This is a genomic window from Arthrobacter sp. ISL-72, from assembly GCF_018613755.1.
Lineage (GTDB): Bacteria > Actinomycetota > Actinomycetes > Actinomycetales > Micrococcaceae > Arthrobacter.
In genome coordinates this window covers 242870-255158 of the sequence record NZ_JAGGPP010000001.1, presented here as the reverse complement: position 1 = coordinate 255158, position 12289 = coordinate 242870, and the positions used below count along the sequence as shown (strand labels likewise).

Below are 12289 nucleotides of genomic sequence, written 5' to 3'. Positions count from 1 at the left end.
CGTTCCTTGACACGGGACGCCGGCCGGAACAGAGTGGGTGGTCACGCCCCGTTCACCGCCCCGGAAGGAACGCCACCATGGCCTTTGTCTCTGTCGGAAAAGAAAACAGCACCGCCGTCGAGCTTTACTACGAGGACCACGGACAGGGACAGTCGGTGGTCCTCATCCACGGTTACCCGCTGGACGGTGCTTCGTGGGAACGGCAAACCGCTGTGCTGCTGGACGCCGGCTACCGCGTGATCACCTACGATCGCCGCGGCTTCGGCAAATCCAGCCAGCCCACCGAGGGCTACGAGTACGACACCTTTGCCGCCGACCTCAACATCCTGCTGACCGAACTGGACCTGTCCGACGCCGTGCTGGTCGGCTTCTCGATGGGAACCGGCGAAGTGGCCCGCTACCTCAGCACCTACGGTTCCGGGAGGGTTTCCAAGGCTGTGTTCCTCGGTTCCCTCGAGCCTTTCATGCTCAAGACGGAGGACAACCCCGACGGCGTTCCGCAGGACGTGTTCGACGGCCTGCTCAGCGCCGTGAAGGAAGACCGCTTCGCGTTCTTCACCGAGTTCTTCAAGAACTTCTTCAACACCGATGACACCCTTGGCAGCCGCCTCAGCGAAGAAGCCTTGCGGGCCAGCTGGGCGACAGCCAGCAAGTCCTCCGCGTACGCCTCCTGGGCGGCGCAGCCCACCTGGCTGACGGACTTCCGGGCGGACATCCCGAAGATCGACGTTCCTGCCCTCATCTTGCACGGAACCGCGGACAACATCCTGCCCATCGACGTCACCGGCCGCCGCTTCAGGGAAGCCCTGCCGGCAGCGGACTACGTCGAAATCGAAGGCGCCCCGCACGGAATGCTGTGGACGCACGCGCAGGAAATCAACGAGGCCCTGCTGGCCTTCCTGAAGAAGTAGCGCCCTGGGAGCGGCACGCTAGCCGGTTGCGGCACTGATCCTGAGCTGCATCAGGGCCAGGTCGATCAGCGGCGTGTCCGCTCCGAGGAGGCGTGCCCGCCGGGTGAAGTCGCCCAGCAGGTGGTCGCTCTCGCCGGCGCGGCCGGCCACCACGTCGCGGTAGAGGGACGAGGTGAAGGTAGATCCGGGCTCGGTGAGCATGCCCAGGGAGAGCTCTGTTTCGCGGTCCGGCACCGGATAACCGGCCGCGGCGGCTACGCTGCCGGCTTCGGCCAGGACCGAGCGCACGAATTCCGTCCCCCCGGGCACTGCGACGATGGCGCCCACGGGTCCCCTCATCAGACAGGTGACGACGCCTGCCGTGACGATGAAAACCCACTTGTGCCACATCGCTGCCAGGGCATCGGCGGTGGCGGACGCCTTGAACCCGGGCACCGTGAGGAGATCCACCGTCCGCAGGACCCGGCCACTCGGCGGGCCGTGCTGTTCCCCGACGGTAAGTGTCGCCAGGGGATTCATCTGCAGGATGTCGCCGTCGTCGGTGAGGGTGGTGACCACCTTGACGATGCCGCCGAGGACGCGCCGGGCGCAGAAGGCCGCCTCCAGCGCGTCCATGTGGGCCATGCCGTTGAGGAACGGAATGAAGACGGTCTCCGGCCCCACCGCGGGTGCAAGGTCTGCCAGGGCCTGGGACAGTCCCGCCGCTTTCACTGTGACCAGCACCAGGTCGTACGGGCCGTCCAGCTCGGCCGCGGTGGCCAGGTTCGGTTCGATGACTTCTTCGCGTCCCAGTCCTACCACGCGCAGGCCGCGTCGGCGCAGCGTCGCGGCACGCCCCTCCCGGACGAGGAAGGTCACGTCCCGGCCGCCCCGCACCAGACACGAGCCGAAGTACCCGCCGGTGGCACCGGCACCGACAACCAGGATCCTTGCTGCGTTCGACTCGGTCGTCATGTTGCTCCTTAGGTGGATGTGTCGGCCCGGATTCGAAGATGACGGCGGCGAAGTTCCCTCAGGTTAGCGTTTCCGCCCCTGTTTTCCGCCATTTGTCAGCGGACTTACTGTCCATGAGCGTTGTGCTAGACGAGTAAGCCCTGCCCGAAATAGCACGGAAACGAACCGTCCTGCCTGCTGAAACAATTCCCTCCTAGATTGAGCGCCATGGGTTCCCATCAGGACCTTTGAACACCAGCCGCTGCCGGGAGGCAGCGCGGAGCGAGAAGCAGGTAATCATGAGGGTTTCAGTAACCAAGCGCTCTTTAATCCCCTTGGCCGCGGCAATAATGGCGACTGCCGTGGCTGGCTGCGGCAGCCAGATTTCGGATCCGGCCGCCGCCAATTCCACCACCAGCGGCGCCAGTTCATGCGTCGACACGTCGGGCAGCAGCGTCAAGGTGGGATTCATCAACTCGCTCTCCGGCACCATGGCCATCAGTGAAAACACGGTTTTCGATTCCCTGAGCCTGGCGGCCGAGGAGATCAATGCCTCCGGCGGCGTGATGGGAAAGCAGCTCCAGGTGATCAGCGAGGACGGCGCCAGTGAACCCACGAAATTCGCGGAACGTGCCGGGAAGCTGATCCAGCAGGACTGCACGGCCGCGGTCTTCGGTGGCTGGACGTCCTCCAGCCGCAAGGCCATGCTCCCCGTCTTCGAAGCCAACGACGCCCTGTTGTTCTACCCGGTGCAGTATGAGGGATTGGAAGCCTCCAAGAACATCTTCTACACCGGCGCCACCACCAACCAGCAGATCATCCCGGCCCTGGACTACCTGGCCGAACAGGGCACCAAATCCATCTTCCTCGTGGGCAGCGACTACGTCTTCCCCCGCACGGCCAACAAGATAATCCAGGCCTACGCCGCCGCGCACGGCATGGAGGTCCTCGGCGAGGAATACGCGCCGCTGGGGTCCACGGAGTTCTCCACCATCGTGAATAAGGTCCGCGATTCCAAGGCCGACGCCGTCTTCAACACCCTTAACGGTGACAGCAACGTGGCCTTCTTCCGGCAATACAAGAGCGTTGGACTGACCGCCGAATCCATGCCCGTGGTCTCGGTATCCATCGCCGAAGAAGAAGTTCCCGGCGTCGGACTGGAAAACGTGGAGGGCCAGCTCACCGCCTGGGACTATTACCAGACGATCGATACCCCTGCCAACAAGAAGTTCGTCGCCGCGTTCAAAACGAAGTTCGGCGCTGAGCGTGTGACCAGCGACCCCATGGAAGCGGCATATACCTCGTTGTACTTGTGGAAGGCCATGGTGGAAAAGGCCGGCTCCTTTGACGTGGACAAGGTCCAGGCAGCCGCCGACGGCGTGACATTCGATGCGCCAGAAGGCACGGTCACCGTGAGCGGGGAGAACAACCACATCACCAAGACTCCCCGCATCGGCAAGATCAACTCAGAGGGCCTGATCGAAACCGTCTGGTCTTCGCCGCAGGCCGTGGAACCTGACCCGTTCCTCGCCAGCTACGAGTGGGCCAAGGAACTGGCCAAGTAGCCGGCTCCACCACGCTGCAGAAAACCCCGGAGGAAAGGCCCACTGGAATGGAACTGCTGATTGGACAGATGTTCGCCGGACTCAGTCTCGGCTCGGTGCTGCTGCTGGCTGCACTGGGGCTGTCACTGACCTTCGGCCAGATGGGGGTCATCAACATGGCCCACGGCGAGCTCATGATGGCCGGTGCATACACGGCCTTCGTGGTGCAGCGGAGCATCTCCGATGCCGGCGTCTCCCTGCTCGTTTCCATTCCAGTGGGCTTCCTGGTGGGTGGTTTGCTGGGGCTGGTGCTCGAGGGCTTACTGCTGCGGCGGATGTACCACCGGCCGCTGGATACGCTGCTGGTCACGTTCGGGGTGGCACTCATCCTGCAGCAGGCCGCCCGGGACATCTTTGGCGCTCCCAGCGTGGACGTCCGGGCACCTGCCTGGCTGCAGGGCAACATGGAACTGCTGGGCGCACCCATCCCGCTCACCCGCCTCTTCATCCTGCTGCTGTCCCTGGTCTGCCTGGCGGGACTCGTGCTGATCCTCAGGGCGACGCCGCTGGGACGCCGCATCAGGGCGGTGGTCCTGAACCGGGACCTGGCCGAAACCAGCGGCATCTCCTCCCGGCGCACCGACCAGCTGACCTTCTTCATCGGATCCGGCCTCGCCGGAGTTGCGGGCGTGGCCGTCACCCTGATCGGCTCCACGGGCCCCTACCTGGGCACCAACTACATTGTGGACGCCTTCCTGGTGGTGGTGGCCGGGGGACTCGGCCAGATCAAGGGAGCCGTGATCGCCGCTTTCGCCCTCGGCGTGCTGCAGTCCGTCTTTGAATTCTCGACAACGGCGAGCATCGGCAAGGTGCTCATCCTTGTCCTGGTCGTGGTTTTCCTTCAGCTCCGGCCGCAGGGCATCTTCAGCCTCAAGACAAGGAGCCTGGCATGAGCACCTTCCTGCAAAGCCGGTGGGCGGCACCGGCCGGCTTGGCCGCCGGCGCGCTGCTGCTGCTTGTGTCAGCTCCCGCAGCGCTCTCGGTCTTCAACCTGGCGCTTCTAGGGAAATTCATCTGCTTCGCGATCGTGGCCGTCGGCATCGGATTGGCATGGGGGCGCGGCGGCATGTTGACCATGGGCCAGGGTGTTTTCTTCGGGCTCGGCGCCTACATCATGGCCATGCACCTGAAGCTGGCGGACGCCTCCCTCTTCGGCGGGTCCGGTGTGCCTGACTTCATGTCGTTGTATGGCAGCGGCGAGGTCCCCGGTTGGTGGGAGCCGTTCCGGAGCCCGGTGGTGACCCTGGCAGCCGTCGTCCTTGCCCCGGCACTGGTAGCCCTGCTCCTGGGCCTCGCCGTGTTCAAGCGCCGGGTCAAGGGTGCGTATTTCGCCATCCTGAGCCAGGCACTTGCGGCAGCTTTCGCAGTGTTCCTGATGGGCCAGCAGGCCACCACCGGCGGTTCCAACGGACTCAGTGGTTTCCGGTCATTCTTTGGATTCGACCTGAAGGACCCGGCCAACAAGCTCATGCTGTATTCGGTGGCCGCCGTTGTGCTGTTGCTGGCCCTGGCTGCGACCCGGCAGCTCATGCACAGCCGTTTTGGCGAACTCCTGGTCGCAGTCCGTGACCAGGAGGAAAGGGTCCGGTTCCTGGGCTACGACCCGGCCACCATCAAGACCCTCACCTACGTGATCGCGGCCGTGATGGCGGGGATCGCCGGTGCCTTGTTCGTGCCCATCGTCGGGATCATCTCGCCGGCAGATGTTGGCGTCATTCCGTCCATCGCCTTCCTGATCGGTGTGGCGATCGGCGGCAGGGCCACTCTGCTGGGGCCGGTCCTTGGCGCGCTTGGCGTGGCCGTTGCCCAGACCAGCCTGGCCTCCACGTTTCCGTCCTTCTGGGTCTATTTCCAGGGCCTGCTTTTCGTACTGGTCATCGGGTTCATGCCGGGCGGCCTCGCGTCGCTGCCGCAACTCGTTTCCCGGCTGAAGCGGCGGCGGATCGAACGCGGCGGCAAGGGGTCGGCCACCGCGCCGGCCACGCACGCGCCGGAACCTGCCCACCCAGCACCAGCCACCGCAGCGAATGTCCCGGAAGAGGCAAGCAGATGACCACCCCCGCGCTGCTGCCCGACGGCGAGCCACGCGCCGGCGGACTCCGCCACGGCCGACCCAAGTACTTGGAGGTACGCGACCTCACCGTGGCCTTCGACGGGTTCGTTGCCGTCGACAGGGTGACCCTCGACGTCATCCAGGGGGATTTGCGGTTCCTGATCGGACCCAACGGGGCCGGCAAGACAACCATCATTGACGCGATCACCGGCTTGGTTCCGGCCGCTGGGTCAGTGAACCACACCGGCACCGAGATCCTGGGCCGGAAGGTGCACAAGATCGCGCGACTGGGCGTCGGCCGGACGTTCCAAACGGCGAGCGTCTTCGAGAACCTCTCAGTGCTTCAGAACCTGGACATAGCCGCCGGCCCCGGCCGGAAGGCCGCGGAGTTGCTGCGGCGCCGGACGAGGGTGGACCCCGCAGTGCAGGAAGCCTTGGAGATCATTGGGCTCGAAAAGGCAGCGGACAAGCAGGCCGGAACGCTGGCGCACGGGCAAAAGCAGTGGCTGGAGATCGGCATGCTGCTTGTCCAGAACGCGGAGGTGCTGCTGCTAGACGAACCCATCGCCGGAATGAGCCAGGACGAGCGTGACGAAACAGGGCTCCTCCTGCGCCGGATCGCTGCGAGCCGCATCACACTGGTGATCGAACATGATATGAATTTCGTCCGGGAGTTCGCCACGTCGGTGACCGTCCTCGCGGCCGGAAAGGTCCTGAGCGAGGGAAGCGTGGCACAGGTGCAGGCTGACAAGAAAGTGCAGGACGTGTATCTGGGAACTGCCGGATTGGAAGGGCACTGATGCTGGAAATCTTGGACCTGCAAACCGGTTACGGGCGCACACAGGTTATTTCCGGAGTGGATCTCACCGTCCCGGACTGCTCACTCGTCTCTGTCCTAGGCCACAACGGAGCCGGAAAGACCACGCTACTGCGCGCCGTCGTCGGACTGCTCAAGCCCACCCGCGGGACCATCAAGCTTGACGGGGAGGATGTGTCCGCCCTCCGGCCGCACCAACGGGTGGCGCGGGGCATGGCCTACGTTCCGCAGGGGCAGCAGTCGTTCGGGCAACTGACCGCCCTCGAGAATCTCCGGCTGGTGGCCGACGGCCGCCGGAACGGCAAGGAACGCGTGGCTGAAGCGCTGGACATGTTTCCGGCGCTCAACCCGCTGCTGGCCCGGCCTGCCGGCCTCCTGTCCGGCGGGCAGCGGCAGCAGCTGGCCATCGCCCGCGCCCTGGTCACGGAACCCACGCTGCTCGTCCTGGACGAGCCCACGGAGGGAATACAGCCCAATGTAGTGGCCGAAATCCAGGAGACCATCATCAAGCTGTCCCAGCGCAGTGGCATGCGTGTCCTGCTGGTGGAACAGCACATCGGCTTTGCGCTGAACGCCGCCGACAGCTACTACCTGCTCGCCGCCGGCCGGGTCAGTTCCCGGGGCACGGGCGGCGCGGAATCCGCGGCAGAAGTACGCGAGGCGATGCTCATCTAACAGCACGCCGCGGCAGGACACCCCCGTCCGGACTGAGTACCCGGAAGAGCGCTCTGCACTCCGCCCCGGAAGAATAGAGTACAGACTACTCGTGACGGACCGGAGCGGCAGCGGCTTCAATGGAGCACAGCTTGGTCTCACAGCTTGTCTCTGGTCTCTGGGGGTATTCCTTATGTGTGTTTTCTGCAGTCCCGTCGTGTCCTGTCCGCGCCCTGAAACGATGGGCGGCGTCCGATGAGCCCGGGGATGGAATCGGTTGCCATGTTCGCCGGATCCATGGCCGGGCAGGTCCTGCTGTCCCTGGGCCAGGCGATGGTGGTGGTGTGCGTCTGCTTCGACATGGTCCGCGCCCTGTCGGTGCCCAGATCCCACCGGCGCTACGTGGCCAGCACCATTTTCCGGACGCTCGCAGTGCCGTCGGTCCTGGTCATGGGCATTAGCGTGCTGATGGACGCCGTGTTCTGGTCCTGGATGGACGTCGTCATGGGTGTCTTTGTAATGGTGATGATCATCTTCCGCCTGCACCACGACAAGGACGAGGACAATTGGTGGAAGGGCAAGGGCAAGAAATTCGCCCGCTGGGCCCGGAAGCAGCTGTCATCCGGACGGTCCCTGGCACCTGCAATGGGCTGACGCCACTCACCAAACTGTCAGTCGTTGAAGAGGCCGGCCAGGTCCTCCGCGGTCAGGGAACCGCCGGAGAGCGCATCGCCCTCCATCACGTCCGCGAACAGCTGCGATTTCTTCGCCTTCAGCGCCATGACCTTTTCCTCGATGGTGTCCTTGGCCACCAGCCGGTAGACCATCACGTTGCGCGCCTGGCCGATCCGGTGGGTGCGGTCCACGGCCTGCGCCTCCGAGGCAGGGTTCCACCACGGGTCCAGCAGGAACACGTAGTCCGCCTCGGTCAGGTTCAGGCCGAAGCCGCCGGCCTTGAGGCTGATCAGGAACACGGGCGCGGAACCGTTCTTGAACTCGTTCACCACGTCGGACCGGTTGCGGGTGCTGCCGTCGAGGTAGCAGAACTCGATCTTCTCTTCGACGAGCCGTTCCCGGACCTTGCCCAGGAAGCCGGTGAACTGGCTGAAGATCAGCGCCCGGTGGCCCTCCGCCACGAGATCCTCCAGCTGCTCGAACAGCACGTCCAGCTTGCTGGACCGGACGCCGGTCAGTGCCGGGTCCACCAGGGACGCGTCCAGGCTGAGCTGGCGCAGCAGGGTGAGCGACTGGAAGATGGTGAAGCGGTTCTTGTTGACGTCGTCGATCAGGCCCAGGATCTTCTGCCGCTCGCGCTGCAGGTGGGTCTGGTACACCTTCTGGTGCCGCGGGTTGAGCACCACCTCGAGGACCTGCTCCTGCTTGGGCGGCAGGTCCTTGATGACCTGGTCCTTCGTCCGCCGCATCATCAGCGGACGGACCCGACGGCGGAGCTTTTCCAGCTGCCCCTTGTCACCGTTCTTTTCCACCGGCTTCTGGTAATACTCAGCGAACCGGCCGGGGCTCGCGAACAGGCCAGGAGCCACGATCGAGGTGAGCGCCCAGAACTCCATCAGGTTGTTTTCCAGCGGGGTGCCGGTGATGGCCAGTTTGAACGCGGCGGGCAGCTTGCGGGCGCACTGGTAGGCCTTGGACTGGTGGTTCTTCACGAACTGGGCCTCGTCCAGCACCAGGGCCGACCATTCCCGTGACGCATACGCCTCGTAGTCGATACGGAACAGGGCGTAGGAGGTGATCACGATGTCAGCGCCGGCCATGGCCTCGGCCGGGTCCGCGCCGCTCTTCGCAAACGTCTCGCCGATCGCGCGGACGGTGAGCCCGGGCGCGAAGCGCGCCGTCTCCGCCTCCCAGTTGCCCACCACGCTGGTGGGGGCCACCACCAAAAAGGGTGCGCCGCCGTCGGCCGCCGTGTCCGCTGCCGTTGCTGGGCCGTCCGCACGGGCGTGCTCCTTCGCGGCGCACGCGAGTGCCAGGGCCTGGACGGTCTTGCCCAGGCCCATGTCGTCAGCCAGCACCCCGCCCAGCCCGTGCCGGTAGAGGAAGCTCAGCCAGTTGAAACCCTCCAGCTGGTACGGACGCAGCTCGGCGTTCAGCGTGGCCGGCAGCGGCAGCCCGTTGATGCCGCCCTCCAGGAGCCCGCCCACCGCCTCGCGCCAGGCCGCGGCCTGATGGTCCACGATGCCCAGGTGCGCCAGCTCATCCCAGAGCCCGGCCTGGAAGCGGCTGATCTGCAGCGGCGCGTCCTTGTTGTCCTGGAGCGAACGGGCCTCCTCGATGAGCGCCCGCAGCTGATGCAGCTCGGGCAGGTCCAGGGAGAAATAGGCGCCACTGGGCAGGAGCATCTTCGTCTGGCCTGCCGCGAGCGCGGAGAACAACGCAGCAAAGGACACCGGCTGGCCCTCGAGGGAAATCTGGATGCCGAGATCGAACCAGTCGCGCTGGTCCGTGGCCTTGGTCGAAATGGAGACCACCGGGGCTTCTTCTGCCTCACGGTAGTCCGCGATGTCGCCCGAGGTATCCACGATCACGTCCGGGGTGTTGCGGAGCCGGGGGAGGACTTCCTCCGTGAACGCCAGGGTGTCCAGCCCGCTCAGCTCGGCCGACGCCGCCAGCCGCGGCGTGCCCCAGCCGGCGGTGGCCGATTCGCCCAGCTTGGGGACGATTTCCCAGGGCTGGCCCACGGCTTCGAGGATGCGGGCTTCCGTGGCGTCGTCGCGGTAGCCGTGGTCGCCCGGGTGCCGCCACAACGGCTGCGCCGTGACCAGGTTCCCGGAGGTGTAGTGCCACTCCCAGTGCAGCCGCACTTTGTGGTCCGTGCCGTAGTTGGCCAGGAGGGACAAAGTGGGAACGGCAAGGGTGGGAAGCTCCACCGACTCGTCCGAGGCGGTGACCCGGGCGGTCTGCTTGAGCTTCGGGTAGAAGCCGGTCAGGAAGCGTGTTTCGTCCCGGGCCGGAATATGCAGGGTGCTGCCGGCCGTGACGAACGTCAAAAGTTCCTCGCTGAGGCCGCCCTCCAGGGGAGCCAGCGTGATGACCGATCCGGCACCCACGCCGGGCAGGGCATCGCTTCCGGACGTCAGGAAGATGCCGTGGGCCGGCCGGCCGATGGTCCCCACGGACGCCGGATCAACCACTTCCCCCACAACGGTGATAGTGGGCGCGAGCGTCAGCCCGCCGTCGTCGGGCGCTTTCCCGTTTTGGGCGGCGGTGCCGGCCGTTTCATCCCCGGCCGTTTCGTCACCGGCCGTCTTATCGCCGGAAGCGCCGGAGCGGGTCAGGTTAAGGCCGACGGCGGCCGGTTCCTCCACGAACCGCACGGGTTCCTGGCTGCCGGCATGGACCAGTGCGACGCCGATCTTCCGGGCCTGGGCGAGCAGGCTCCAGAAATTCTTCCCGGCATAGGTGTTCAGCCCCAGCCAGGGTGCCGTGGAATTGTGCTGGCGGTTCGCGAGGGCGGTGTGGGAGGCCAGGAATTCCTGCATCCACTCCACATGCGCCTCGTTGCATTCACGCCGGTAGTTGAGGTAGCTCAGGGTGTTCCAGGAGACGTCGCCGCGGATCCATTTGCCCTTGGCACCCATGATCACCGGACGCGCCTTCAGCTGGCGGACGCTGCGGAGCGGATCCCGCCGGCCGGTGTAGGAGAAATGCGGAGCGGGCTCTTCAATGTCGAACTGCAGGGCCAGTGGAATGCCGTTGGTGGACGGCGTGATACCCGGCCGGGCAATGAGAGGGCCAAGCGCCTGTTCCCAGTCCGGCATCTCCTGTGCGAGCGGCTCACGGGACAGCCGGGCCCCTTCGGCCGGGGCCAGGAGCTGGACGCGGGTGGCCGGGTTGTCCTCGGCCGCGAACAGCAGCGCGGCCACGTGCTTGCAGTCCTTCCGCACCGGGCAGCTGCACACTCCGACCGTGCAGCTCCAGCCGCCGGCCCTGCGGACCAGCTTCGCGGTGGTCGAATAAGGCGCGTCCGCTCCGCCGCGGACCTTGCCGAGCATCAGTCCGGTGGCCGCGTCAAAGGAAATCGCCGAGACCCGGCTGCCCATGGCGTAGGCGAGCCCGGCCGCCAGGGAGCGGTCGTTGATCGCGGGGGTCTGTATTGCCAGTGCCGCACTCTCGTCCGGTTGGGATGGCATGGTGCGCGCTACTTTCAGCAGGTCAAAAATCTGCAGGTTATCTGATCCATCTTATCGAGCCGGAAGACGCCCTGAAACTTCGCCCAACGTTCAACTCCCCCTCAGCCCAAGGACTGCTCCGGCGCCTAGCGTGAAAGGGTCCTGAGCATGAACCGCTTCAGCAGTGAGGATTCCCCATGAACACCGGCCACCCCGTCAGCAAGCACACCGTCGTCCTGACCGTCGAAAGCGCCGAGGCGGCCAATGAGGATGTTGTTGATTCCAACGTGACGGTGGTCAACGCCATGTACGCCGAGCTGCTGGACGCTCCGGAAATCGCGCCCAACGCCCTGCGCAGCTACTACGTCGACTTCTACCTCACCCAGGCGCTCGCTGGCGGTTTCGCGCAGTACGTCTTCACGGTGCCCCAACGCGAAGAGATCGACGCCTACGTCCGGGAAGGCCTTGAAGGCATGGGCGCCACTGCCCACCTGGCGCTGTTCAACCGCACCGCCGCAGCCTTTGATGCGCTGTCCGAAGACGACGCGGACGCCTATTTGGACGGGGACCCGGAGGGATTTGACGACGGCGAGGGTGACGTTGCGGAGGAGGCACGGTCCCGGGCTGCGGTCCGGGACCTTGAAGAGCTCGACGACGAATTCGAGTCGCTGCTGGAAACGGAGGATATCGTCGCCCTCAACGCCGCGTGGCTGCGCGGCCAGGAAGGCCTGCTGCTGCTGAGCGAGGAGCAGCTGGAGCTGCACATCGCCGAGCGGGTGTCCCAGATCCCCAACCTCGCGGAACGCCGGGCCGAGGCCGCGGAAGAGTCCCTCGAGAATGCTCCGGAGTTCGAACTGATCATCCACGAGCTGTGCGACGTCGCGGGCCATGAGCTGCAGAAAATCACCATGGGCGATCCCAACTACCAGCACAACGGGGAGACCATCCTCGGCTGGCACTTCACCACCGACCAGGGCGATTTCGTCATGGTGGAGGAAGACGACGAGGCCTACATGATCAGCCCCTCGACCAACGAGGTCATTGCCGCAGTGGAGTTCGAAGAGGCCGACGCCTGAGGACCCCCGTCCGGCCCCGGGCTGATGCCAACGGGGCACATGGACGCCGTCCCCTGTAAAATTGAGTGAACTCAGACCAGAATGCAGAACGCCGGCGCCGGCTTTAATCCC

At 65.4% G+C, this 12289-nt stretch carries 11 protein-coding genes; 8 read left to right on the top strand and 3 right to left on the bottom strand.

The features are described from left to right. Positions 1 to 77: 77 nt before the first annotated feature. Positions 78 to 911 carry an alpha/beta fold hydrolase gene (locus J7I92_RS01225; protein ID WP_214836205.1) on the top strand — a complete coding sequence of 278 codons (834 nt, stop codon included), beginning with the start codon at positions 78 to 80 and terminating at the stop codon, positions 909 to 911. 18 nt (positions 912 to 929) lie between these two features. Here the strand turns inward: J7I92_RS01225 and J7I92_RS01220 are convergent, their stop codons facing one another. Both J7I92_RS01220 and J7I92_RS23620 read right to left on the bottom strand, forming a co-directional pair. Then, positions 930 to 1865 carry a ketopantoate reductase family protein gene (locus J7I92_RS01220; RefSeq protein ID WP_214836202.1) on the bottom strand — a complete coding sequence of 312 codons (936 nt, stop codon included), beginning with the start codon at positions 1863 to 1865 and terminating at the stop codon, positions 930 to 932. Between the two features lie 193 nt (positions 1866 to 2058). Further along, a complete protein-coding gene (locus J7I92_RS23620; RefSeq protein ID WP_251039350.1) occupies positions 2059 to 2304 on the bottom strand; it encodes a hypothetical protein in 246 nt (81 codons plus the stop codon). Between the two features lies 1 nt (position 2305). Here J7I92_RS23620 and urtA point away from each other — a divergent pair, with 1 nt between their 5' ends. The 6 genes from urtA (at position 2306) to J7I92_RS01190 (ending at position 7626) form a co-directional block, all read left to right on the top strand. Next, the gene (gene urtA / locus J7I92_RS01215; protein WP_311380007.1) at positions 2306 to 3409 is read left to right on the top strand and encodes an urea ABC transporter substrate-binding protein; all 1104 of its coding nucleotides are present in this window, start codon (positions 2306 to 2308) and stop codon (positions 3407 to 3409) included. Between the two features lie 47 nt (positions 3410 to 3456). After that, positions 3457 to 4341, top strand: coding sequence for an urea ABC transporter permease subunit UrtB (gene urtB / locus J7I92_RS01210; RefSeq protein WP_214836196.1), 885 nt, complete (start codon positions 3457 to 3459; stop codon positions 4339 to 4341). Then, entirely contained in the window at positions 4338 to 5501 is a 1164-nt protein-coding gene (gene urtC / locus J7I92_RS01205; RefSeq protein WP_214836193.1) for an urea ABC transporter permease subunit UrtC, read from the top strand. Before urtB ends, urtC begins: the two co-directional genes overlap by 4 nt. Beyond that, positions 5498 to 6301 (top strand): urea ABC transporter ATP-binding protein UrtD, encoded by an 804-nt coding sequence (urtD, locus tag J7I92_RS01200; protein WP_214836191.1) that lies wholly within the window; start codon positions 5498 to 5500, stop codon positions 6299 to 6301. The genes urtC and urtD overlap by 4 nt, the downstream gene beginning before the upstream one ends. After that, positions 6301 to 6993, top strand: coding sequence for an urea ABC transporter ATP-binding subunit UrtE (gene urtE / locus J7I92_RS01195; protein WP_214836189.1), 693 nt, complete (start codon positions 6301 to 6303; stop codon positions 6991 to 6993). The genes urtD and urtE overlap by 1 nt, the downstream gene beginning before the upstream one ends. Positions 6994 to 7239: 246 nt before the next feature. After that, the gene (locus J7I92_RS01190; protein WP_214836187.1) at positions 7240 to 7626 is read left to right on the top strand and encodes a hypothetical protein; all 387 of its coding nucleotides are present in this window, start codon (positions 7240 to 7242) and stop codon (positions 7624 to 7626) included. Between the two features lie 17 nt (positions 7627 to 7643). Here J7I92_RS01190 and J7I92_RS01185 read toward each other — a convergent pair whose 3' ends face one another. Next, the gene (locus J7I92_RS01185; protein WP_214836185.1) at positions 7644 to 11123 is read right to left on the bottom strand and encodes a DEAD/DEAH box helicase; all 3480 of its coding nucleotides are present in this window, start codon (positions 11121 to 11123) and stop codon (positions 7644 to 7646) included. Between the two features lie 176 nt (positions 11124 to 11299). Between J7I92_RS01185 and J7I92_RS01180 the strand changes: the two genes are divergently transcribed. Beyond that, entirely contained in the window at positions 11300 to 12178 is an 879-nt protein-coding gene (locus J7I92_RS01180; RefSeq protein WP_214836184.1) for a hypothetical protein, read from the top strand. Positions 12179 to 12289: the final 111 nt, after the last annotated feature.